The 24,867-nt window shown below is 61.5% G+C and carries 18 protein-coding genes; 6 read left to right on the forward strand and 12 right to left on the reverse strand.

Annotated elements, in window-relative coordinates; genetic code table 11:
- Window positions 1-90 precede the first annotated feature (90 nt).
- From D0B32_RS24650 to D0B32_RS24660, 3 genes are read right to left on the reverse strand one after another with little or no spacing between them, the layout of a single operon-like run.
- Entirely contained in the window at window positions 91-1,662 is a 1,572-nt protein-coding gene (locus D0B32_RS24650) for an efflux transporter outer membrane subunit (RefSeq protein ID WP_117336919.1), read from the reverse strand.
- Entirely contained in the window at window positions 1,659-2,882 is a 1,224-nt protein-coding gene (locus tag D0B32_RS24655; RefSeq protein WP_117336920.1) for an efflux RND transporter periplasmic adaptor subunit, read from the reverse strand. Before D0B32_RS24655 ends, D0B32_RS24650 begins: the two co-directional genes overlap by 4 nt.
- Before the next feature lie 22 nt (window positions 2,883-2,904).
- Window positions 2,905-6,108: an efflux RND transporter permease subunit gene (locus D0B32_RS24660; RefSeq protein WP_117336921.1), complete on the reverse strand. Its 3,204-nt coding sequence runs from the start codon at window positions 6,106-6,108 to the stop codon at window positions 2,905-2,907.
- 737 nt (window positions 6,109-6,845) lie between these two features.
- Between D0B32_RS24660 and D0B32_RS24665 the strand changes: the two genes are divergently transcribed.
- Both D0B32_RS24665 and D0B32_RS24670 read left to right on the forward strand, forming a co-directional pair.
- Window positions 6,846-9,281 (forward strand): ATP-binding protein, encoded by a 2,436-nt coding sequence (locus D0B32_RS24665; protein ID WP_117336922.1) that lies wholly within the window; start codon window positions 6,846-6,848, stop codon window positions 9,279-9,281.
- A gap of 42 nt (window positions 9,282-9,323) precedes the next feature.
- Window positions 9,324-9,761: a response regulator gene (locus D0B32_RS24670; protein ID WP_117336923.1), complete on the forward strand. Its 438-nt coding sequence runs from the start codon at window positions 9,324-9,326 to the stop codon at window positions 9,759-9,761.
- Between the two features lie 76 nt (window positions 9,762-9,837).
- On the opposite strand, the gene D0B32_RS24675 is transcribed toward D0B32_RS24670, so the two are convergent.
- Window positions 9,838-11,469, reverse strand: coding sequence for a PAS domain-containing sensor histidine kinase (locus D0B32_RS24675; RefSeq protein ID WP_117336924.1), 1,632 nt, complete (start codon window positions 11,467-11,469; stop codon window positions 9,838-9,840).
- Window positions 11,470-11,716: 247 nt separating this feature from the next.
- On the opposite strand from D0B32_RS24675, the gene D0B32_RS24680 reads away from it, so the two are divergent.
- Window positions 11,717-12,151: a response regulator transcription factor gene (locus D0B32_RS24680; protein WP_117336925.1), complete on the forward strand. Its 435-nt coding sequence runs from the start codon at window positions 11,717-11,719 to the stop codon at window positions 12,149-12,151.
- A gap of 78 nt (window positions 12,152-12,229) precedes the next feature.
- Here the strand turns inward: D0B32_RS24680 and D0B32_RS24685 are convergent, their stop codons facing one another.
- Window positions 12,230-12,853, reverse strand: a complete 624-nt coding sequence (locus D0B32_RS24685; protein WP_117336926.1) for a biliverdin-producing heme oxygenase — start codon at window positions 12,851-12,853, stop codon at window positions 12,230-12,232.
- Window positions 12,854-13,247: 394 nt separating this feature from the next.
- Here D0B32_RS24685 and D0B32_RS24690 point away from each other — a divergent pair, with 394 nt between their 5' ends.
- Window positions 13,248-13,886 (forward strand): LysE family translocator, encoded by a 639-nt coding sequence (locus D0B32_RS24690; RefSeq protein ID WP_117336927.1) that lies wholly within the window; start codon window positions 13,248-13,250, stop codon window positions 13,884-13,886.
- 156 nt (window positions 13,887-14,042) lie between these two features.
- Window positions 14,043-14,426: a hypothetical protein gene (locus D0B32_RS24695; protein WP_117336928.1), complete on the forward strand. Its 384-nt coding sequence runs from the start codon at window positions 14,043-14,045 to the stop codon at window positions 14,424-14,426.
- A 58-nt stretch (window positions 14,427-14,484) separates the two neighbouring features.
- Here the strand turns inward: D0B32_RS24695 and D0B32_RS24700 are convergent, their stop codons facing one another.
- Window positions 14,485-16,194, reverse strand: coding sequence for a SulP family inorganic anion transporter (locus tag D0B32_RS24700; protein WP_117337174.1), 1,710 nt, complete (start codon window positions 16,192-16,194; stop codon window positions 14,485-14,487).
- A gap of 799 nt (window positions 16,195-16,993) precedes the next feature.
- Between D0B32_RS24700 and D0B32_RS24705 the strand changes: the two genes are divergently transcribed.
- Window positions 16,994-17,851 carry a PA4780 family RIO1-like protein kinase gene (locus D0B32_RS24705; RefSeq protein WP_117336929.1) on the forward strand — a complete coding sequence of 286 codons (858 nt, stop codon included), beginning with the start codon at window positions 16,994-16,996 and terminating at the stop codon, window positions 17,849-17,851.
- Window positions 17,852-17,885: 34 nt separating this feature from the next.
- On the opposite strand, the gene D0B32_RS24710 is transcribed toward D0B32_RS24705, so the two are convergent.
- The 6 genes from D0B32_RS24710 to D0B32_RS24735 all read right to left on the reverse strand — a co-directional run bounded on the left by D0B32_RS24710 (window position 17,886) and on the right by D0B32_RS24735 (window position 24,693).
- On the reverse strand, window positions 17,886-18,986 hold the full coding sequence (locus tag D0B32_RS24710) for a LacI family DNA-binding transcriptional regulator (protein WP_117336930.1): 1,101 nt from the start codon (window positions 18,984-18,986) through the stop codon (window positions 17,886-17,888).
- Window positions 18,987-19,008: 22 nt separating this feature from the next.
- On the reverse strand, window positions 19,009-20,121 hold the full coding sequence (locus D0B32_RS24715; RefSeq protein WP_117336931.1) for an ABC transporter ATP-binding protein: 1,113 nt from the start codon (window positions 20,119-20,121) through the stop codon (window positions 19,009-19,011).
- A gap of 3 nt (window positions 20,122-20,124) precedes the next feature.
- The gene (locus D0B32_RS24720; protein WP_117336932.1) at window positions 20,125-21,045 is read right to left on the reverse strand and encodes a carbohydrate ABC transporter permease; all 921 of its coding nucleotides are present in this window, start codon (window positions 21,043-21,045) and stop codon (window positions 20,125-20,127) included.
- Window positions 21,045-21,980 (reverse strand): carbohydrate ABC transporter permease, encoded by a 936-nt coding sequence (locus D0B32_RS24725; protein WP_117336933.1) that lies wholly within the window; start codon window positions 21,978-21,980, stop codon window positions 21,045-21,047. Before D0B32_RS24725 ends, D0B32_RS24720 begins: the two co-directional genes overlap by 1 nt.
- Before the next feature lie 8 nt (window positions 21,981-21,988).
- Window positions 21,989-23,227 carry an ABC transporter substrate-binding protein gene (locus tag D0B32_RS24730; RefSeq protein ID WP_117336934.1) on the reverse strand — a complete coding sequence of 413 codons (1,239 nt, stop codon included), beginning with the start codon at window positions 23,225-23,227 and terminating at the stop codon, window positions 21,989-21,991.
- 74 nt (window positions 23,228-23,301) lie between these two features.
- Window positions 23,302-24,693 (reverse strand): GH1 family beta-glucosidase, encoded by a 1,392-nt coding sequence (locus tag D0B32_RS24735; RefSeq protein WP_117336935.1) that lies wholly within the window; start codon window positions 24,691-24,693, stop codon window positions 23,302-23,304.
- Between the last annotated feature and the right edge of the window lie 174 nt (window positions 24,694-24,867).

Genomic DNA, 24,867 nt, shown 5'->3' on the forward strand with positions numbered 1-24,867 from the left:
GAAACGCCCCGTTTTTCAGCCGCGACGGTGGCTGCGGCAGTGGCCGCTGTGGTATCGACACGCAACACCCCATCGCTCCTCAGGTTGAAATCAGTTGGGGTGATTCATTGCCTCTTGCCCGATCACGGCATTGGCTCCGCTCGCGCCGCTGCCGGTGCCCGCCCCGCCAGGCATAGCAGGTACACCGCTCGCTCCATTCGCGCCGACCGCCTGGCCCGCGGGCGTAGCGACATCCCAGCCGCCACCCAGCGCCTTGACGAGCGACACCGACAAGGTCATCTGCTGGCCATGAATCTGCACGTCCTGGCGCTCGCTGTTCAGCAGCGTCTGCTGCGCCGTGATGACGTCGAGGTAAGCGACGAGGCCGCCGGAATAACGGTCGTTGGCGAGCGAGAGCAAACGCTGCGAATCGACCACGGCGTTATGCGACTGCTTCGAGGCGCCATCCAGCACCGACAATCCGGTCACACCGTCCTGCACCTGCTGGAATGCGTTGAGCACGGTCTGGCGATAGTTCGCCTCGGCCGCCTGGTAGCCTTCGCTCGCGTACTTCAGGTTCGCCGAGCGGCGGCCGCCGTCGAACACCACCTGGCTCACGGCCGCACCGAGCGTCCACATCAGACTCGGCGCGCTCAGCAGATCAGCGAAGTTGGTGCTTTGCCAGCCAACCGTCGGGGTCAACGTGAGGCTCGGGAAGAACGCTGCCTTCGCCACGCCGATCTGTGCATTCGCGGCAGCCATGGCACGCTCGGCAGAGGCCACGTCAGGACGCCGCTGCAAGACATCGCTCGGCACGCCTAACGGTATGCCCGGCACACTCGTATTGATGACCTTCGGTTCGATCGAGAACTGCGGTGCCGGCACGCCGATCAGCGCGGCAATCGCGTGCTCCTCGTTGGCGCGCTGCACCAGCAGCAGTTGCGCCTGTACCTTGGTCGTATCGAGTTCCGATTGCTGCTGCAGCACGTCGAGCCCGGAAACCGAGCCCAGTTCGTGCTCCGAATTGACGTAATCGAGCGCCTTCTGTTGCAGGATCACGGAGCGGTTCAGCACGTCGATTTCCGCATCCAGTTCGCGCAATGAGAAGTAGTCCGTAGCGAGATCCGTGGTGAGCACGAGGCGCGCATTGGCCAGATCGTCGCGCGACTGTTCCGCCGATGCTGTCGCCCCTTCCACTTCACGGCGAATCCGGCCGAACAGATCGGTATCCCAGGTAATTGTCGGCGCGACCACGATGCCGTTCTGCACAGTGGACTGGTTCGGCGTGCCATACGCCGTGACCGGCCGGTTCTTCGATATCTTCAGCCGTTCGGCCTGGCCATTCACATCCAGTTCAGGCAGTTCCTGCGCCGAGGTATTGGCGAGCGTAGCTCTTGCCTGCTCGTAGTGGGCGACCGCTGCCGCCAGCGTCTGGTTCTGACCGAGCGCCTGTGTTTCAAGCGTGTTGAGCTGCGCGTCGCTGAAGCTCGACCACCAGTCGAGCGCCATCGGTGCATGCGACGGCTCGGCCACATGCCAGTACGAATCGGTGCGCCACTCGGGCGGTGCGTCGGCATGCGGCTGGTGATAATCGGGGCCCACCGTGCAGGCCGCGAGCAAGGCAGCGCCGACAGCCACCGCCAGGTAGCGCGGCGTCGCAGCGAGAGGAGCCAGGCGCTTCACGACCGCTCCTTGGTGTTCTTCGACGGCTGCTGGATCTTGACGTGATCGCCATCCGCGATGGAATCGCTCGGGTTGATGATGACCTTGTCGTTCGGCCCGATGCCGCTTTCGATCTCGAGCGTCTCGCCGAGGTCCTGCGCAATCACGACCTTATGCAGATGCACTTCGCCATTCGCATCGACCACGGCCATGCTCGGCCCTTCGGCGCGGAACAGCAACGCGTTGCCCGGCACCATGATGTCCGCATGGGCGACGGCCGGCACGGCCACCTGCACATAAGCGCCTGGGCGCAGCACGCCATCCGGATTCGAGAGCCGCACTTCGATCTGCAACGAACGGGTCGGCACGTCGATGGCGCCGGCAATATGCGTGATGGTGCCGTGGAACTGTTTGCCCGGCAGTTCGGCCTGGGTCACGATGACGTCCTTGCCCACCGAGACGTTCTCCGCATACGCCTGCGGCAGTTGCACATACACGCGCAACGGATCGGACTGCGCGAGCGCAAACAGCGCGCGGCTCGTGCCGCTGCCCGCATCGATCAGGTCGCCCACGTCGACGTTACGCTGCGTGATCACACCGGCAAACGGCGCCACGATGCGCTTGAAGCCCTCGAGCTGTTGCAGGCGCTGCACGTTGGCGTTGGCCGCTGCGAGATTCGCCACGTCCTGATCGTAGGTGCTTTGCCGTTCGTCGAGTTCCTGCTGCGATACGGCATCACGCTGACGCAATTGTTGCCAACGTTCATACGAGCTTTTCGCCAGCACGAGGCTCGACGCAGTCTGCTGACGCTGCGCGATGGCCTGGTTCAGTTCCTGATCGATTTCCGGCGTGTCGAGATCCGCCAGCAACTGGCCCTGCTTCACTTTCGCGCCAATATCCACGTACCAGTGCAGCAGATAACCCGTTGCGCGCGCATAGATGGGCGATTCGACGTAGCCGCGCAGCGTGCCCGGCAAAAGCGTATGGCCACCACCGTCGCTCTGTTTCGGCGTCACCACGTTGACGTATTCCTGCGAATTCGCCTGGGTGGATTGTTCGACGGAGCGGTTTTGCATGATGTTCGCCACCACGGTGCGCAAGGCACCGAGCGCAAGCAGGATCAACACGATCCAGATGGCGAACTTGGCGCGCTTCCACTCCTTGTTGCGCGGCGGCAGGGCGTGTCCATCCTCGGTGTCCCGAGCGGGAATCGCCAGCGAAGCATGAGTTTTTTCTGTCATCTCAGTCAGCCATCATTTAACTTTACGCGTGCTTGCCATCGCCGGCGCTACCGCCGTGGTCCGGACCCTGGTCACCATGCGAGCCGCCGCTGCGTCGAGCGAGGCGCGTATGGATCGCCGCAAAAACCAGCGGCACGAAAAAGAGCGTTGAAACGGTCGCAAACAGCAGACCGCCGATCACGGCGCGGCCCAGTGGCGCGTTTTGCTCGGCGCCTTCGCCGAGACCTAGCGCCATCGGCACCATGCCGATAATCATCGCCAGCGCCGTCATCAGCACCGGACGAATCCGGCTGGCGCCTGCTTCGAGCGCGGCCGTCAACGGCGGCATGCCTGCGGAGAGCCGCTGGCGCGCGAAGGCCACCATCAGAATACTGTTCGCGGTTGCCACGCCCATTGTCATGATGGCGCCCGTGAGTGCCGGCACGCTCAGGTGCGTGCGCGTGATGAACAGCATCCACACGATGCCCGCGAGCGCGGCCGGCAGCGCGCTAATGATGATGAGCGGATCGACCCACGACTGGAAGTTCACCACGATCAGCAGATACACCAGCACGATGGCCATCGCGACACCCACACCCAGACCGAAGTACGAACTGGCCATGGTCTGCACCTGGCCGCGCACGACGATCTGACTGCCGCGCGGCAGCGTCTTGCGGGTCTGGTCCACCAGCTTGTTCACCTGACGCGCCACGCTGCCGAGATCGCTGCCTTCCACGCTCACATACAGGTCGATCACCGGCCGGATGTTGTAGTGCGTGACGATGGCGAACTGGCTGGCCGGCGACACCTGCACCAGATTGCCCAGCAATTGCGTCGGTCCGTTGACAGCGGCCGACACCGGCGTGCGCAGCAGCTGGTCCATCGACGCCACCTGATACTGCGGAGTTTGCACCGCGACGCTGTACTCCACACCGTTTTTCGGATTGAACCAGAAGCCCGGCGAGGTCTGCGTGCTGCCCGACAGCGAAATGAGCACGTTTTGCGCCACGTTATTCGCCGTGAGGTTCAACTGCTGCAGGCGGGTACGATCCATCTGAAGATTGATCACCGGCTCGTCGAGCTTCTGCTGGATATGGGTATCCACCGTGCCGGGGATCATGCGCACCTGCTTGTACAGCTTGCGCATGATGTCGAAATTGCCCTGCTGGTTGGCGCCGACAATCTGGATGTCGATGGCCGCGGGCAAGCCGAAGTTCAGAATCTGCGTGACGATGTCAGCCGGCTGGAAGAAAAATTCCGTGCCGGGGAAACGTTGCGGCAGGATAGAACGCAGCTTGTCGATGTAGTTCTGGGTCGGCTTGTGGTCCTCGTTAAGCGCCACCTGTATTTCGCCGTCCAGTGTGCCGATCGTGCCCGCGTTGCTGTACGAGAGATTGATACCGCTATACGGCAGGCCCAGGTTGTCGAGAATCGTCTCGAGTTCCTTTTGCGGCACCACCTGGCGGATCACCTTTTCCACTTCATCGGCAAGGCGCGCGGTTTCTTCGATCCGCGTACCGGTCGGCGCGCGCATGTGCAAACGGATGTCGCCGGCGTCGACGGTGGGGAAGAAGTCTTCGCCGAGCACGAACACGAGGCCCATCGAAACGACGCAGAAGCCGAGGAAGATGCCGCCGAACATGCCGCGACGCACCAGCACGCTGCTCAAAATCACGATGTACGCCGCGCGCATGCGTTCGAAGCCGGCATCGAAACGGTGATAGAGCCGCATGAACAGATTCGGCTTGCTGCCCTCTTTCGGCTTGTGCGCGTGACCCATCAGCAGCATGGCGAGGGTCGGCACCAGCGTACGCGAGAGCACGTAGGACGCCATCATCGCGAACACCACGGCTTCAGCGAGCGGCACGAACAGGAACTTCGCAACACCCGTGAGGAAGAACATCGGCACGAACACGATACAGATACACAGCGTGGAAACCAGCGCCGGCACCGCGATTTCGCCCGCCCCTTCCAGAATTGCCTCGTGTAAATCAGTGCCCATGTGCAGGTGCCGTTCGATGTTCTCGATCGTCACCGTGGCATCGTCCACCAGAATCCCCACCGCGAGCGCCAGCCCCCCCAGCGTCATGATGTTGATGGTCTGTCCTAGCGCATGCAGGCAGATCAGCGAAGTCAGAATGGACAGCGGAATCGACACCGCAATGATGCAGGTGCTGCGCCAGTTGCCGAGGAACAGCAAAATCATCGCGGCGGTCAGCGCGGCAGCGATCAGCGCTTCGCGGATCACGCCCTGCACCGCCGCCTTCACGAAGATGGACTGGTCGAACAGCGGGGTAATGGTGACGTCTCGCGGCAACGCGGCACGCGCGTCGGGCAGCAACGCGTATAGCGCGTTGACAATTGCCAGCGTGGAAGACGTGCCGGTTTTCAGCACCGAAATCAGCACGCCACGGTGGCCGTTTTCGCGCACCACGTTGGTTTGCGGCGAATAGCCGTCACGCACGTGTGCCACTTCCCGCAGATACGTGGTCGCCCCATCGAGCGTGCGCACCGGCATGTCGTTCAGGCCCGCTACCGTTGCGGGCGACCCGTTCATGGCGACGGTGAATTCCTTCGCGCCGATCTTGGCGGTGCCGGTTGGCAAGATCAGGTTCTGCGCGTTGAACGCGCTGATGACATCGTTAGGCGTGAGCCCCTTCGCGAGCATGGCGCGCGTATCGAGGTCGACGGAAATCAGCCGCGTCTTGCCGCCATAGGGGTATGGCACGGCGGCGCCAGGTATCGTCACCAGTTGTGGCCGCAGGAAGTTCAGCGCCGTGTCGTTCAGTTGTGCCTCGGATTCGCTCGCGCTCGACATACCCAGCTGAATCACCGGAATACTGGAAGCGGAATAGCTGATCACGAGCGGCGGTGTTGCGCCGGGCGGCATCTGCTTCAACTGCGCCTGCTCCACGGCAACGGTCTGCGCAATCGCCGTCTGGATGTTCGCGGTAGGCTGAAGAAACAGCTTGATGACCGTGATGCCGGCGAGCGATTGCGACTCGATGTGCTCGATGTCGTTGACGGTCGTGGTCAGGCTGCGCTCATTGACCGAGGTGATCCGGTTGGCCATATCTTCGGCCGAGAGACCCGTGTAACTCCAGATGATGCTCACCACCGGAATGTTGATTTCCGGCAGCACGTCCACTGGCGTGGTGAGCAGAACAAATGGCGTCGCCAGCAGGATCAGGATGGCCATCACGATGAACGTGTATGGCCGTTTTAGCGCAACGTTGACAATCCACATTGAAACGCGCCCGAAAGAATGCAGGAGTGAAGGAAGTCGCCTTGGCTGAACATCAGCGTTGCGCTTTGCAACGCTGGCGGACGCAGTGCCAAAACCAGCGGTTGTGCGAACGCATTGGCTTACGAAAGCGAAACACGTCCCACGTTGAATCTGCGCCTATGCTAGATCGTAGTCACCAACGGCTATATGACGCCAAGATGGCAAAACTGTCAGGAAGCCAAATGTAAGCCTGAATGCGCGCAAACGCAATGCTGGCGCGGGGTTCAGCCCGCTATCCACTTACAGAATGGCCAAAAAAAGGCGGCGTCAGGATAGCGTTTTTCTGCGCAAAGGCGCATCGGGTTTCTACCCATTCGAGCACTCTTCCACATTACGATGTATGACATGAAGCGCGTTTAAAACGTCAATCGCGCGATCGAAAGCGTCATGCGCGCGGTCAGCTCGCGTGACGGACGCATTCTGGAATCATCAAGCACTCCAAAGGGAATGGCGCGCGTGGATCGCGCATTGCGATCCAGCCACGGTTGCACGAAGAATGCGACTTTACTGCGAGGCACGGCGTTTCACGGTACCCTGAATCCTTTCATCGCATTGGCATGGCCGTCGTAGTCGCGCAATCGGCATGCCCGCAGCGTTTTTTGCAAGCGAAACGCGATGCTCCGTCCCGGCCACGTCCGGACCTCGCTCGCTGCCGCCTGCGTCTATGCGAAAATAACCGCAGTCCGCACGGAGCGAGCATGACAGACATGACCACCAGCCGGGTCGCGACATCCGACTGTGCCAGTGAACCCATTCATATTCCTGGCGGCATCCAGCCGCATGGCTTTCTGATTAGCGTCGACGGCAACGGAGACGTGCTGCAGGTCAGCGAAAACATTGTCGACCTGACGGGCGTTCAGGCCCAACAGTTGCTCGGCCAGCCGCTCGAACGCATTCTCGGCAACTCGGCGTCCCTCGCGCTCGACGCGCTGCGTTCACTGGATGCCGAAGGCGTCCCCCTCTATGTCGGTTCCATCGCCGATCCGCGCGCGGTCGACACCGCCAACGCTGCAGCAGCGTCGCCGCTCGCCGTGATCGTGCACCGGCTCGACGGCGTCGCGGTGATCGAACTCGAACCCGCACGCGGCACCGCGGATGTGTTTGCCTCCATCTATCCGCTGGTGCGCACGTTCATCGCCAGCCTGCAAGGCGTGGATACCGTCGAGGGCCTTGCCGCGCTCGCCGCTCACGAAGTGCACCGGATTGCCGGCTTTGGCCGCACGATGGTGTACCGCTTCGATGAAGACGGTCACGGGCATGTGCTCGCGGAAGCGCTCGAACCCGGCTATCCGTCGTATCTGAACCAGCACTTTCCGGCCTCCGACATCCCCGCCCAGGCCCGGGCGCTCTACGTGCGCAATCGCATCCGTCTGATTGCCGATGCCGACTACACGCCCGCGCCGCTCGTGCCCGCGCTGCATCCCAGCACGGGGCGCCCGACCGATCTCACGTACGCGTCGCTGCGCAGCATTTCGCCGGTACACGTGCAGTACATGAAAAACATGCAGACGTGGTCCTCCATGTCCATGTCGATCGTCGTGCGCGGCAAGCTGTGGGGCTTGATCTCATGCCATCACGCGAGTGCGCGCGTGCCGCCTTTCGAGGTGCGCACGGCCTGCGAACACATCGCCTCCGTACTGTCGCTCCAGGTGGAAGCGAAGGAAGAACACGCGGAAGCCGAATACCGTATCGAGTTGCGGCGGCGCCAGTCGCGCCTGCTGGCGGAAATGGCCAACACCGATCACTTCATCGACGCGCTCGCCAACGACCCGCGCGAACTGCTCGGCCTGACTGATGCAACAGGCGCGGCGATCGTCTTCGAGGGACGCGTGGTGCTGATCGGCGCTGCCCCCACCACCGCCGAGGTCGAGCGGCTGGTGGCCTGGCTCGACACCCAACCGGACGACATCTACGCCACCGACCATCTCGCGGCGGCGCGCAATGAGGCCATCGTGCCGGATTGCGCGGGCATTCTTTCGGTCTCGATCTCCAAGCTGTTTCGCAACTACGTGATCTGGTTCCGCCCGGAAGTGGTCCGCACCGTTGAATGGGCCGGTGATCCACGGGCGAAACTGGCCTCGCTGTCCGCGTCGCTCTCGCCGCGCGAGAGCTTCGAAGTGTGGACCGAAACCGTCAACGGCCGCTCGTTGCCGTGGCGGCCGGCGGAACTCGAAATTGCCGTTGAGTTTCGCACTGCGCTGCTCGGCATCGTGCTGCGCCGGGTCGAGGAACTCGCCCAGCTTGCGCTCGAAGTGGGCCGCGCCAACAAGGAACTGGAAGGCTTCTCGTACACCGTCTCGCACGATCTGCGCGCGCCGTTGCGGCACATCGTGGGTTTCGCGGACCTGTTGCGTGAAATGGAAAACACACGCCTGTCCGAGCGTGGCAAACATTTCGTCGAACGCATCATCACGTCCGCCCGCTTTGGCGGCGAACTGGTGGATGACCTGCTAGCCTTCTCGCAGATGGGACGCGCCGCGCTGCGGCCGCAAAGCGTCGATCTGCGCGCACTCGTCGATGGCCTGATCGCCGACGAGCAGAAGCAGTCCAATGAACGGCACATCGAATGGCGCGTCGGCGAACTGTGCCGCGTCACTGCGGATACCGTGCTGATTCATGCCGTACTGCGAAACCTCATCGAGAACGCGGTAAAATTCAGCTCACATCGGCGTCCGCCGGACGAACATCCCGTCATCGAAATCGGTTGCGAGCCGGGCGTCGACGAACTGGCCGATCACTACGTGATCTTCGTGCGGGACAATGGCGTGGGCTTCGACATGCGCTATGTCGACAAGCTGTTCGGCGTATTTCAGCGGCTGCATCGCTTTGAAGATTTCGAAGGCACAGGCATTGGTCTGGCCAGCGTCAAGCGCATTGTCGAGCGGCATGGCGGTAAAACATGGGCGGTGGGTGAACTGGATAAAGGCGCAACGGTATATTTTTCCTTACCGAAAGCGATGACCGCGGAAACCGGCGACTACGATCAAACGGCCGCTGCGGTGGCGCGGCTTGCCGCTTTCTCGCCCGGCCCCCTGTTCAAGCCGGTGCCGAAGGACACCCAGACAGATACCCGCGCGGACGGTGCTTCCGAAAGCGCGGATGCCAGCGCCAATAGCCATTCGAAAAGCCGCTAGAACATAACGTAATAGCAAGCCGTCATCACAAAGGAACGTAGCGTGTTAAGACCCATTCTGTTAGTCGAAGACAATCCTAACGATATCGAGCTGACACTGATCGCGCTTGAAAAGTCGCGCCTCGCCAATCCGGTCGTCTCAGTTCGCGACGGTGCAGAAGCGCTTGACTATCTGCGCCGCGAAGGCGAATGGACCACACGCACTGACGAAAATCCCGCTGTCATTCTGCTCGACAAGAAGTTGCCGAAGATCGACGGGCATGAGGTGCTGAAAACCGTACGCGGTGACGAACGCCTGAAACGCATTCCGGTGGTGATGTTGACGTCGTCGCGCGAAGAAAAAGACCTGCTGCGCAGCTACGATCTTGGCGTGAACGCGTACGTGGTCAAGCCGGTGGAATTCGACGATTTCATGGCCGCCATCAGCGATCTCGGCATGTTCTGGGCCGTGCTGAACGAACCGCCGCCGTATCGTGGGTAGTGCCTGGTCAGAACGAAGCTAACGCACGGGCGAGGTGCGTATGACGCGCCTTTAGCCCGCAGCTCGTATTTTGATGTTAGTGGTAAAGCGGCAGCATCACATGAAAGGTCGCGCCGTGGCCGCGCCCGGCGCTCTGCGCGAACACCTTGCCGTGATGCAGATCGACGAGGTTTTTCACCAGCCACAGTCCCAGCCCCAGGCCACCCACGCGTCCACCGCCAGCGGCGCCGAACTGCTCGAAGCGCTCGAAGATCCTGCCTAGCGCTTCGGGCTCGATACCGCAGCCGCAATCGCGCACGCACAATTCCGCCATCCCATCACGCAGGCCAACGCTCAATTCGATGGTCCCCTGCGCAGAGAATTTGACGGCGTTCGACAGCAGGTTCCAGACAATCTGCTTCATGCGGCTCTCGTCTGCCATGACGAAGCACGAACGGATGTCGTCGGCCTTCAGGCTCAAACCCTTGGCTTCGGCCTTCATGCGGATATCTTCCGCGACATTGCCGGCCAGCGCACCGAGATCGACCGGCTGGAGATTGACCGACAGCTTGGCCGTCGCAATCGCACCGCTGTCGAGCAGATCGTCGACCATGTGCGAGAGTTGGCGCGCATTGCGTTCGATCACATCGGTTGCGCGTGCAACATGTGAGCCATCTCCCGAGCGCTGCAACAGCGCACTCCACGAGAGGATCGCGCCGAGCGGTGAACGCAGTTCATGGCTGACGGCCGTGACGAAGTGATCCATCGCCCGTGCTGTGCGGTCGCTCTCTTCACGCGCGCGCTTTTCCGATTCGGCGATAGCCTGCTGTTCGAGTTCGGCTTCCTTGCGCGTGGTGATGTCGAGCGTAAACCCAAGCATGGATTTGAGCGTGCCGTCCGGCAGATAGCGACCCTCGGCGCGCACGAGAATCCAGTGCACGGATTGCGCCGGCCAGACCACGCGATATTCGACTTCAAACGGCAGGCGATTTTCCGATGACGCCGTCATGGCGGCATGCACGCGCGCGCGATCGTCGGGAAACACGAGTTCCGAGAAAAAGCGCTGCTGATCGAGCACGGCTGACGACGGTAGCCCCAGGTTCGCCTTGCATTGTTCGGTGCACGCAATCGTGCCGGTGAGCGGGTTCAGTTCCCACGCGCCCACATGCGCGAACGCAAGCGCCTGCTGAAACTGCTCCTGATGGTCGCGCAACTGGGCGGTGGTCTCTTCGATCAGCACTTGTCGCAAGCGTGCCTGCGACCTCAGCTTGGCGCGCTCGCGTTGATTACGCTCATTGGTGGCGATACTTTCGCTGACATCGAGGACGCACAAGGCAATCAGTTGTCCTTCGCTCGCACCCGAGGCCAGCATGCCGGCCTTGATCTGCCAGTAACGCTCCGGGCCACCACCTGTGACGCTGGGGCGGCCAATGTCGTAGCGAAGCAGCGGAGAAACGCGCTGCTCGCCCGGCACCAGATTGTCCAGTGCGGATTTGAGCCACGCGTAACGCTCGGCGCGCTGCTCTGGCGGTCCAAACTGATTGATGTCGAAGACGGAGCGGCCCTGCACCTCGGACAGTGTCACGTCTACCATGCGCAGATAACTTGCGTTGGCGAGGACTACGGTGCGGTCTTCATTGAGGATAAGGTAGGCGTCGGGCAGCAGATCGAACACCGACGCTGGGTCGATGGCTGAGGCCGCTGCCTGCTCACGGGAGGGTCTGTCCATAGTCCACAACTTTACCCGAAACACGCTCGCTTGACTGCAGGCTTTGGCATTGCAATGGTCTCTACGAACGGAAATAGTGTATGTCGGCGCGCACACGTGCCCGCATCCATTCATGGCGAACGTCAACGCCTGGGAGACAAGCGAGGTCCGCACCCTGGCGGCATGGAACGTGCTGCGAAACGAGTATGCCTCGGGCGTCGCAATACCGCGGCTCCGTTGCGCGTCGTTCTAGCCGTATTTAGCCGCAATGAATAGAGACCTTCCAAGCAAAGCTTACCGACCCACCCTTCTGCTCATCGACGATGAGACTGATTTGCTCATCGCATGGTCAGGCCTGCTCGAATACGAGGGGTTTCACGTCGCCACCGCCGCGGGCGGCCGCGAGGGCTTAAGCCTCGCACGCGAACTACATCCTGCACTGGTGATTACCGATCTGATGATGCCGGGCACCGACGGCGCCGAAGTGTGCCGTGCGATGAAAGCCGAAGCACCGTTACGCGAGATTCCTGTGATCCTGTGGACCGCGTCTTCGGAAATACCTGCCGGTTTGCGCTGCGAGCGCGTGTTGCGCAAACCCGTAGCAGGACCTGTCCTGATTCGGCACATTCATGCATTGCTTGGCGATTCGTTACACGCATCCGAAGAGCCTCAACCCATGCCGACGCCTGCGAGCGATCACTAAAGCAACGTTGCGCGAGCCGCTTTATAGCCGCTCCATACGCGTGTCTAAGCGCAGCGTGCGTGCAACCTGATTTTAAGGTTAGTCGCGTCCGGTAAAACTGCCCGCAAGCTGGTCTGCCTGATCCGGTAACAAGGACAGGAGCGTGTCGAATGCGTCGGTTGCGCCGTCGCATGCCGCAGCGATAGCGGCATGATCCGTCACGTGCGCCTGCAACGCCTGGACGAACTGCTGCCAGCGCGGCCCGACGGGCGCGCCATTGCCGCCGAGGTATTGCAAGGGATGCGGCGCAAGTTGCGCCCGCAACCGTTTATACAGTACTGCCCCGCCCAGTTGCGAGCCTTCCACGACATAGCAGACGCCCCAGCGATACGCGCGGCTGCTATGCGGCGACGGCGGAAACGTCACGGGCGCGAATGCATCCACCGGCGCAATGCTTGCATGAGCGAGGTCCGCTTCGATGATCGGCGTGCGCCGTATTGGACTAAGCACGCCGCTATCCTGCGGACCGTCGGCAAACTGCGCTAGCCACGTTTCAATAGGACCGAGCCAGGCATGCAGGAGCAACAGATGGTCACGATAATCGTCAATGGAAGGATGTGCTTTAGCGAGCGGCATCGAACTGTCCAGCACCGCGTGACGAGGCCCGGTCGCTGCGCGCAGCGCTGCAAGAACATCTGAAGAAGAGGAAGACGGCGCGGGCACGAATGGATTCCAGAGCAGGTTGGCGGATGGGGTGGCTTATGAACGTGGCCCATGAACTCGGCCTATGCTCGTGGCTGATGAAAAACAGAAAAAGCACCACGTTCTACGCTGTATTTTACATGGGCCTTGCCTTATGCATCGGCTCAAGGAGCAACCGCTGCCCCTTGCTGCCTGATCGCCGTCCCTCACGCCTCCAGCGGATTGTTCTGTTAGTGGTGACGCCAACTGTATCTGTGAATACGCCGGGTCTCTCCCGCACAATGCGTGTAATGCGTGTATCACCGGCAGTACGCATGCCGTTGCATCCTGCGCGTCCACCATAACGACGCGCGGACTCACGCAGCGGAAAGCCGCGCCCTTCACGCCCAACACGCTTGACCGAACCTCGATCTCCATGACTGCCAGCGCCTTCCTGTCTGCCAACGTTCTGCTCGCCTACACGGCCTACTTCGTCGGCACGGCGAGTCCCGGTCCGAGCAATCTCGCCATCATGTCGCTGGCAATGGGCTCAGGCCGCAAAGCGGCCTTCGCCTTTGCGCTAGGCGTGATGTCCGGGTCCTTCTCGTGGGCCTTGCTTGCCACGCTCGGTTTGTCCGCACTGCTTGCCACCTATTCACAACTGCTCGTGGCAATCCGCATCGTGGGCGGCCTGTATCTGCTGTGGCTGGCGTGGAAATCCGCGCGTTCAGCAATCGCGCCCCGGCAACCGGACGCCAACGTGACGCGCGCGCCGCAACCGCTTTCGCGCCTCTACGTGCGCGGTCTGCTGCTGCATCTCACCAACCCGAAGGCCATTCTCGTCTGGTTGTCGATTGTCTCGCTGGCCGTGCCCGCCTCGGGCGGCGCCTCGCATTCGCTGCCGGTCGTGCTCGGTTGCATGGGTATTGGCGTGTTCGTGTTCAGCAGCTATGCCGTGCTGTTCTCAACGGCAACCGCGCGCCGCGTTTATGGTGCGATTCGCCGCTGGCTCGATGGGTCGCTCGCCGTCGTGTTCAGCGTCGCCGGTCTCAAGCTGCTCACTGCACGGACGTGAACTGGTCCGATCAGGGTGTGCGCGTAAAACGCGTTCCTTGATGGCGCTTTTGCGCTACCGTAATGGATCACGCAGAGCGGTCGCGGGAATCGCACTGCCAGCGCATCTCCACGGTCCGCAGAACAAGCCCGGTTAGCCACATGCACGGAACGCATCATGAGCGGTAAGGAACAGCACTTCAATGGGCTCAAATATGGCTCGCTGCAGGCGCGCCTCTACCTGGCCAGCGTCGTGTTCCTGATCGCAGGATTCATCGGCGCCATCATGATCTACGCCACGGCGCCCGCGCCTGACACGGCCGAGCAGGTCTACGGCATGACGAACAGCCCGCAATACACGCAGCAGCTACAACGCATTGGTGGTACGGGTGAGGTCGTGCTCGCGCAATTTCATCAATGGTTTGACAGTCTCTGGCACGGCAAACGGCTGGCCTTCACCGTGGCAGCGCTGTGCGCGGCGGCTGCCGCTGCATGCTTTCTGGCGGGATATTTCGTGTTCTTCGAGCAGGCACGACACCCGGACGACGACGCCGGCGCTTAAGCGAGCCGCTTCAAATCTACATACGTGCCAGACGCGCAACAGAGCTTAGCCGTTTGCGTCACATCACGCCCTGCGCCCGTGCATCCCCCGCCACACCCACCGCTGCGAGCGCCTCATGCAGCGTGCTGAAAATGCACGACGGCTTGACGATCTCGGTGATGCCATGACGGTCCATGTCGGCGCGCAAATAGCGGTTCACGCGCCCAAAGATCACTTCGACGTTTTGTTGTGCCAGGGAATCGAACAGATCCGTCAGTGAACGCGCGGCTGAATAATCCAGATCGGTAATCGCGCTGGCGTCCACCACGAACCAGCGCACCTTGCTGGGGGCCTGGTCGATGATCTCGCGCACCTCTTCGACAAAGAAGTGATCGTTGGCATAAAACAGATCCGCGCCGAAGCGATACACGATCAAGCCGGGCGCGGTCTGGGTGCCCGGGCGCGACGGCACCGGTTGCCAGCGCCCATCCGGACCGGGCGCGAGCAGCATGGTATGCGGCCGGTAGCTGTGACGGACATGCCGCAGCAACGAAAGCGCGACGGCAATCAGAATGCCGTGCTCTACGCCGAGCACCACGACCGCCACTGCCGTGACCACGGCGAGCGTGAATTCACCAGGACTCTCGCGGCGGATATCGCGCAGGCTCTGTACATTGATCAGGCCCACCGCGATCGTGAACACGATGCCTGCCAGCACGCAGTGCGGCAGGTATTGCAGAAACTGGCTGAAAAACAGCAGTACCACCACGACCACCGCCGCAAACGCAACCTGCGCAAGCTGACTGCGTGAGCCGGCGCGATCGGCCATCGCGGTCTGGGTCGGACTGCCGTTGACGACGAACGCGCCCGTGAACGCCGCTGCGGTATTCGCCGCGGCCAATCCGAGGATGTCCGCGTTCAGATCGACATCCTCGTGATAGCGCTGCGCAAACACGCGTCCCGCGGCCGCGCTTTGCGCGACGATCATCACGAAACAGGACGCAGCGACGGGCAGCAGATCCAGCATTTGCCGCCAGCTCACCGCGGGAAACCGCAACGGCGGCAAGCCACCCGCAACCGGCCCCAAGGTTGCAATACCGTGAGCGGCGAAGTGGTAGACGTCACTGGCCGCGATGCCGCCCACCACCGCCAGCAGCGGCACCGGCAAGCGCGGCGCAAAGCGCTTGGCCAGCAGAATCGCCGCGACCACACTGAATGAAATGGCGAACGTGGGGACGTTGACATGCGCGAGGTGCGCGACGATCTGCGCGGCTTGCTCGGTGGTGCGTGACGAGGTGGTGGTAATGCCCAGCATGTCGCCCAGCATGGCAACGCCCACCTGAACGCCGACGCCCGCGAGAAAGCCCACCAGCACCGTGCGCGACAGAAAGTCCGCGAGAAATCCCAGCTTAAACACGCGCGCTATCAGCAGTAGCAGCGCGGTCAGCAGCGCGACCATGCCGGCCAGCGCGACGTATTCCGCGCTGGCAGTGGGCGCCATCGTAGAGAGCGTGCTGGCGAAAATCGTCGCCGTTGCCGAATCGGCGGCAACCACGAGGTGCCGCGAGGCGCCGAAGAAGGCAAATGCCACCAGCGGCAAAAACACCGTGTAAAGCCCGGTCACCGCCGGCATGCCGGCAATGCGCGCGTAGCCCAGCACCTGCGGAATGTCCATGGACGCCAGCATCACGCCAGCGAAGGTATCGCGCAGCGCGGCGGCGCGCGTCAGCGGGAGAACAGCTTTCAATAAGCTAAAACGTGCAGCGATTTTTTCTAGTCGAGCTTGCATGCGGTCGATATGGCAGTTTTGTGTCAGCGTATGCCGCATCGTGCCGCGAGTGGGCACCGCAATGCAAGGCTCAATTGCGATCGCGCCAAATAGTGTGGGCTATACGAGGGGAAACGGGAGGAACAACTACCAGCAAACAGGCGTTTGCTGGAAAGCCGGCAAGCGGGACTCTATGGGCGACTCGAACGCCTTCTGAAAGCTAGCGCCAGGTGCTCGAAGACGGCTACGGAATCGACTGCAAAGCAGTTCGCCAGGCGGCGAACCGTCCAGTCAACCAGGTGGCATGCAACACGCGCCGTCGAGGGTACGCGCTTTACCGCCGGAATTGCCCGGTGCGCGGATCGACGAATCGGGCAAACCCGAACAGCGCCGCAATGGCGAGCGGGCATGTAATGAGGAAAGTGGTCAGCATCTTTCACCCCGTAACCAATTGTTTTCAGCGAGTGTAAAGAATCGATCGTGCTTTTTAATCAGGGAAAGCCCGCAAGCTGAGTGAGCACACTATTAACACCCGGCAAAAGCCCGTACCGTCAGGCGTTTAGCGGCTTTTCGCGCGGGCGGAAATGCGCGTCATCTGGCGCGCTCGAACACTTCAGTGCAATCGTTTGCGTGAGTGAATCCAACCGCGCGACGCCACGCATTCGGCGCGAAAACTGTCGATTGGCGCGGACCCCTTATAATCGGGCATGACTCGATTCCCGCCCCATGCTGCCTTTGCGCAGCTCGCCACGCCTACGCGCATTGCCATTCGCCCTGCCATCGTTCGCCACGCTCCGCATTTTTCCGTGGCGGTGCACGCATGAAAACACCTAAACGTCTGCTCCCGCTCGTCGAAGAGGGCCTGATCGACGAGGTCATCAGCCAGTTGATGAGCGGCAAGGAAGCCACCGTCTACGTGGTACGCAGCGGCGAGTCGATTCGTTGCGCGAAAGTTTATAAGGACGCCAAACAACGCAGCTTCCGCCAGGCCGCCTCGTATCGCGAGGGCCGCAAGGTCAAGAACAGCCGCGAGGCACGGGCGCTGGAAAAAGGCAGCCGCTATGGCCGCGAGGTGCAGGAGCAGTTGTGGCAGAACGCCGAAGTCGACGCGCTGTTTCGTCTGGCAAACGCCGGCGTGCGCGTGCCGCAGCCGTATATCTGCACGGACGGCGTGCTACTCATGGAACTGGTGGCGGATGCGGACGGCAATGTCGCCCCGCGTCTGAACGATGTCGAAATGAGCGAGGCGCGCGCCATCGAACTGCACGCGCTGCTGCTCAATCAGGTGGTACGTATGCTGTGTGCCGGTCTGATTCACGGCGATCTGTCGGAGTACAACATTTTGCTCGCCGCGGATGGTCCGGTGATCATCGACCTGCCCCAGGCCGTCGACGCCGCCGGCAATCTCGAAGCGCCCGCCATGCTGGAGCGCGACGTGGACAATCTCGCGTCGTACTTCGGCCGTTTCGCGCCGCAGCTTCTCAACGCGAACTACGGCAAGGAAATCTGGGCCCTGTTCGAGGGCGGTGCGTTGCATGTGGATGCGCAACTGACTGGCCAGATCGAACTGGATACCACACCGGTCGATCTCGACGCCGTGCTGCAGGAACTCGAAGACACGCGCCTCGACGAAGAAGCGCGCTTGCGGCACGAACAGAGCTTGCGCAGCGACGCCTGACGCAACGGTTAAGCAACGGGGTCAAGCAACGAGATCAAGCGCCCTTTGCAATGGCGCGCTTTCGAGTGCCCTGCTTTTCCGTCGCTTTCGTTGCGGTAGCGCGCGTGGCCTTCGCCGTGGTGGTACGCGGCCTCGCAGCGCCCACCGAAGCGCGCATCGTCACCGTCACGGGAAACTCGCGGAATATCTCCCACGCTGTGCCATAGCATTGGTTGATCAGCCAGCGCACTGCGTTTTGCGTGAGGTCCGCAGTGGGAATGTGCACCGAAGTCAGCGCCGGCGCGGCGTAGGCGGCGGAATAGTCATCGTCGTAGCCGATCACCGACACATCGCCCGGCACTGCAATGCCCGCCTGTTGCAGACACGCGAGCGCACTCACGGCCATCGTATCGTTCGCACAAAAAAGCCCTGTAAACGGACGTTTCATGTCGAGCAACTGCCGCGTCGCCGCATAGCCGCCTTCGGGCGAAAAGTCCGAGTCGATCAGCGTCACGGCGTCACGCTCGATGCCGCAACGAGCGAGTTCCGCGAAAAAGCCGTCGATCCGCGCCACGTTGTCCGACGCGGTGGCGGGCCCGGCGATCACCGCGATCTCGCGATGACCGTGTTCGAACAGCGTGCGCGCCGCCAGTTCGCCGCCACGATAATGGTCTGCACAAAACGAGGCCTCGGGCAACTGCTCGAAGCCGCGATTGAGAAACACCATCTTGGGATGCATGCGATGCAGCAGGATCAGGTCTTCGTCGTGCAGGTCATGGCTGATCACGACCACACCGTCGCAATCGCGGGCAATCAGAAAACGCACGGCTTCCATTGCCTGTTCGCGTGGCGACGATTCCCCACAACCGGTCGCCACCACGACGTGACGATGCACGACGCGCAACTCGATATCAGTCTGTTTGAGAATGGTGCCGTAATACGAGCCGAAAAAAGTCGGGACGAACAGGCCGATCATGCCGAGCGATTGCGTCGCCATCGCGCGGCCAATCGACGACGGCCGGAAGTTGAGCGCTTCGATTGCGGCCTGCACGCGACGTGCGGCATCGGCCGACACCGGCCCTTTGCCGGAAATCGCCCGCGATGCCGTCGACATGCCGACACCCGCCAGCTCCGCCACGTCTTTCAAGGTTGCCACACATGCTCCGTCGAACCAGCCGTTACAGACGGGCGCCACTAGCCTCGTCGAACAGCGAAATATGGGCACTGTCGAGCGAAAAGGTACAGGTCTCACCCACGGCCAGCGGTGTCTTGTCCTGATCGATCGACGCGATCTGGGCGTCATGATAATCGAGCCAAATCACGCGGTGGTTGCCCATCGGCTCGACGAGCGACACCTTGCCGCTGTGCGCGGCGCCGCTCCCGTTCGATGCCACCGCCGCGGCCGCCCGCACATCCTCGGGGCGTATGCCCAGCACGCAGGGCAGCGCCTTATCGTGCGACGCCGGCATCTGCCTGAACGGATAGCGCGAGACATCCAGATCGAGATGCGGCGTGCGAAAGCGAATGGTCTCACCGCTGCGCTCCAGACGGCCTTGCAGCATATTCATGGCCGGCGAGCCGAGAAAGGTGGCAACGAACAGATTGTCCGGCCGCGCGTACACCTCCGCAGGCGTGCCGAACTGCTGGATCACGCCGCCACGCATCACGGCCATGCGCGTGGCGAGCGTCATCGCCTCCACCTGGTCGTGCGTCACGTAGATCATCGTGGCACCAAGCCGCTGATGCAGTTGCTTCAACTCGCGCCGCAACTCGGTGCGCAGTTTTGCGTCGAGGTTCGAGAGCGGCTCGTCGAACAGGAATACGTCCGCCTCGCGCACAATGGCGCGGCCAATCGCAACCCGCTGACGTTGCCCGCCTGAGAGTTGCGCCGGCTTGCGTTTGAGGAGCGGCCCGAGTTGCAGCATTTCCGAGGCGCGCGTCACACGCCGGTCGATCTCCGCCTTCGGCGTGCCGTTGATTCGCAATCCGAACGACAGATTGCGCTCCACACTCATGGTCGGATACAACGCATACGATTGAAACACGAGCGCGATGCGGCGATCTTTCGGATCGGCCCAGGTCATATCCTGACCGCCTATTTCGATGCTGCCGTCCGCGACATCGATCAACCCTGCAATGCTGTGCAGCAAGGTGGATTTGCCGCAACCCGACGGCCCGAGCAGCACGACAAATTCGCCTGCGTTCACATCGAGATCGAGTTCGTCGATGATCGTATTCGCGCCCAGCTCGATACGCAGATTGCGGATCGATACGTTCGATACGTTGGTCATGCACTATCCCTTGACTGCGCCGGAAGCAATGCCGCGCACAAACCAGCGGCCCGAGACGAAATAAATGGCGAGCGGCACCATCGAGGTCAAAATGGTCGCCGCCATGTTCACGTTGTAAAGGCGTTCACCCGTGGTCGTGTTGATGATGTTGTTCAGTTGCACCGTCATCGGCAGATTCTTGGTGCCCGCAAACACGAGCCCCAGAATGAAGTCGTTCCAGATGCCCGTCACCTGCATGATCACCGCGACCACGATGATGGGCGTGGACATGGGCAACATCAGTTGCAGGAAAATCCGCCAGAAACCGCCGCCGTCGATGCGCGCGGCCTTGAACAGTTCGAGCGGAATCGACGCGTAGTAGTTGCGAAACAGCAGCGTCATGATCGGCATGCCGAAGATCGTATGAATCACCACGATGCCCGGCAACGAACTGAACAGATGCACGCTCGCCAGCACGCGCACCAGCGGGTACACCATCACCTGCACGGGAATGAAGGCGCCCATCAAGAGGACGGCGAACAGCACCCCTGCCCCACGCGGCCGCCAGAACGACAGCGCGTAGCCATTCACAGCGCCCACCGCGATGGAGAGGATCGTGCTGGGCACGACGATACGCACCGAGTTCCAGAATCCCACCTGAATGCCGTTGCAGTCGAGCCCCGTACAGGCGGTCTCCCACGCGTCGCGCCACGGCGCGAGCGTGAAATGCGCGGGCAACGCGAGCATGTTGCCCAGACGAATCTCCGTCATGGGTTTAACGGAGGTCACCAGCATCACGTAGAGCGGCAACAGGAAAAACAAGGCGGCGGTCAGCAGGAACGCGTAGACACCAAGCCGGGCCGGCGTGAAGCGGGCGCGCCGTTTGCGCGCGGCGGGTCTTCCTGCAACGGGACGGGTGGCAGCAACCGGACGAGCGCTATTCATCAGACGTCCTTTTTGAAAGCCGTACGGCTGCGGATATAGAAGAACGGCGCAAGTATGGCGAGTACCGTGGTCAGCAAGACGATGGAGGCTGCCGAGGCGAGGCCGATGTTGGCGCGGCCAAACAGATAGTCCATGATGAACTTGGCGGGCACCTCGCTCGCTGTGCCTGGGCCGCCCTGGGTCATCGCCACTACTGCGTCGTACAGCTTTACCACCATCACGAACAGCAGCACGAAGGCGGTGGACATGGACGTCTTGAGCATCGGCACGACGATGCTGGCATACACGCGCCAACGCGGAATGCCGTCTATGCGCGCGGCTTTCCAGATTTCGTCGTCGATGCCGCGCAAGCCGGCCAGCAACAACGCCATCACGAGGCCCGATGCCTGCCACACCGTCGCGATCACCAGCGTGTAGATCACGAAGTCCTGATCGACGATCCAGTCAAAGCGTGCGTGCGCAAAACCCATTCGATGCAGGATCTGCTGCACGCCCAGTTCCGGATTGAGAATCCACTGCCAGACCAGACCCGTGGCGACGAACGACATCGCATACGGATACAGGAACACCGTACGCAATGCACCTTCGGCCACGACCCGTTGATCAATGAAGATGGCGAGCAGCAGCCCGATCACCATGCACGCGACGATGAAGCACACCCCGTACGCGACGATGTGCTGCAGCGACACCATCCAGCGATCGTTATGAAACAGATGCACGTACTGCGATACGCCGGCGAAGCGGTCCGACGGAAAGGTGCGCGACAGCGTGAACGAAACCTTCGCAGTCCACAGCATGGTGCCGAGGTATGCAAAGACGACTGTCGCTACCATCGGCAGCAACGCCAGCCAGGCGGCCAGCGGCCAGCGCCGGCCAAGCGGTTTTTTCCGCCTGACCGTGCTGCCCGCCGCCGACGTCAACCCAAGTGCGCGCATCGTGACGCTCAGCTCTTCAGCGCGCTGGCAAACGCCTTTTGCGCATCGTCGACCGACTCGTTCTTGTTCCAGAAGTTGGTGATGACATCCGTCAGTGCGCCTTGCACGTCAGGCGAAATCAACATTTCCGGATTCGGCAACTGGCGCGATTTGTCTTTCATGATCGCAATGCCCTCTTTCGCGCACATGTCGAGACTCGAGCTATCCACGTCCGGACGAATCGGAATCGAGCCTTTCTTCGCGCTAAAGGCAACCTGTGCGGCAGGCGAAGTCATCACCGTGGCCAGCAGGTTTTGCGCCTTCACCTGTTCGGCGTTATCCGTCTTCGGGAACACGAACACGTCACCCGCCACCATATACGGCGAATGCGGGCCAAAACCCGGGAAGCAGCCAAAGTCTTTACCCGGCACCTGATTGGCTGCCGAAAACTCGCCCTTGGCCCAGTCGCCCATGATCTGCATGCCGGCCTTGCCGGAAATCACTAGCGCCGTGGCGTCGTTCCAGTTACGTCCCGGCGAGCCCGGATCGACGTAGTTGTGCAAACGCTTGAAGGTGGTCAGCACATTCTTGAAGGCCGGCGAATTCACCGCGTTCTGATCACGATCGCGATAGACCTTCATATACAGGTCCGTGCCGCCGACATCGGCAAACACCGCGTCGAAGGTAATCTTCTCCTGCCACGCCTGGCCGCCGAGCGCGAGTGGAATCATGCCCGCCGCTTTCAGCTTGTCGAGGTCCGCGAACAGTTCATCGAAAGTTTGCGGCTCACCCGCGATACCTGCTTTCTTGAAGGCCGGCTTCGAATAGAAGAACCAGTCCTGCATGTGGATGTCGACAGGCGCGGCGTAGAAATGGCCGTTCACCTTGATCGATTCGAGAATCGACTGCGGGAAGATGGTGTTCCAGTTTTCCTTGGCGGCCACCGCGTCCACGTTGTTGAGCATGCCCTGATCGATCAGGTCGTGAAACTGCTTGGACGTATTGAACTGCGCGGCGGTGGGTGGATCGCCGCCGACGATGCGGTTAATGGCCGTCGAACGCGCCTGATCCGCGCCCGCCACCGCGTTGTCGACCCACTGACCGCCCGCCTTGTCATAGGCATCCGCGAACTGGCGAATCGCGGCAGATTCACCGCCCGAGGTCCACCAGTGGATCACATTGGCTTTCAGCGGATCGGCGTGCGCCACGATACCGTTGAGCGCCAGTGCGAGGGCGATACCGCTCAAGACTTTCTTCCTGCTGTTCATTCCGTCTCCTCCAGGCTTTGCGCCTTTGTTTCAGGCCGACATACAAACCAGCTTGGTGCAATCAGTTGCGTTTTTCAGTTGCGTTCCTTCCGCTCCGCAAGAAACTTTGCGATCAGTTCCGCGCTATGTTTGACGGTGCGTTTCTGCGTTTCATAGTCCACATGCACGACACCGAAACGCCGCTCGTAACCAAACGCCCATTCGAAGTTATCCATCAGCGACCAGACGAAATAGCCGCGAATATCCACACCGGCCTTGATCGCGCTATCCACTGCGGCCAGGTGGCGCTTCAGAAACGAAATACGCTGCGGGTCCTCGACGCGGCCGTCAATCACTTCGTCGTCCGAAGCCATGCCGTTTTCGGTGATATAGATGGGCGGCAGATTCGCATACGTCTGCTTGAAACCGATCAGCAGATCGCGCAAACCGTCAGGGTAGACTTCCCAACCCATCTGCGTGCGCTCGACGTCCGGCAGCGGCACCTCCGTGAAACCATGTGCGCCGTCACTCTTTACATTAGTGCGGAAGTAATAGTTGATGCCAAGGAAATCGATCGGCGCGGCAATCGTCTTCAGGTCGCCCTCGAGCACGAGAGGCTTCGTGCCGGGCCAGAGTTCGAACAGATCCTCAGGGTACGCGCCCTTCAGCAACGGGTCGAGAATCCACGCGTTATGCTGCACCTCGAACAGGTGCGCGGCGCGGCGATCTTCCGCACTCTCCGAATTCGCCGTACCGCGGCCAATATTCGCGACGATGCCCTTCATGGAAGCCGGATCGTTGGCGCGCAGGATCGGCACCGCAAGTCCATGTCCGAGCAGCAGATGATGCATGGCCTGCGTCGCAAAGCGATCGTTCGCGAGACCCGGCGCATGATGGCCGTTGCCGTAGCCAAGGTAAGCGGAACACCACGGTTCGTTGAGCGTCGCCCACGCATCCACCTGACCCGCCAGTTCGCGGCTCATCAGGTCGGCGTAGTCCGCGAAACGATAGGCCGTATCACGATTAAGCCAGCCACCGCGATCTTCCAGATGCTGCGGCAAATCCCAGTGATACAGCGTGACGAACGTCTTGAGGCCCTTTTCCTTGAGGCGCCCGAGCAGCCGCTTGTAGAAATCGAGGCCCTTCTGATTCGGGCGCCCCGCTTCGTCCATCACGCGTGGCCACGCAATGGACAGGCGGTACGCTTCGAAGTTGAGTCCCGACAGCAGATCGAAGTCGGATTCCCAACGGTGATAGTGATCGCAGGCAACCTCGCCGGTATCGCCCGCCAACACTTTGCCTGGCGTTGCGGAGAACGTGTCCCAGATGGAGGGCAAGCGGCCGTCTTCGTTGATCGCACCTTCGATCTGGTACGAGGCGGTTGCTGCGCCGAGCAGGAAGTTTTTGCGCCAGAGCGCGGAGTCCGCCGGCGGCGAGAACGGATCACTGTTCACACCGGGGGACAAAGCAGATGCGTCGTTTGCCACGGATTCTCCTGTACTGCGCAAGGTGATTGAACCGGGATGGTGAGCGCCCTCACGCTCCTTGCCGGAGCGGAGTGGAAGCGCTTCCACAAGACCTGCGCACGATAGCAGTCGTGAAAACGTCGCAGCAATCAGGGTTTGTCTGGATAGGGTTGCGGGGCGTGGAATTCAGCCTTG

It is taken from the genome of Paraburkholderia sp. DHOC27 (assembly GCF_003429005.1).
Taxonomy (GTDB): domain Bacteria; phylum Pseudomonadota; class Gammaproteobacteria; order Burkholderiales; family Burkholderiaceae; genus Paraburkholderia.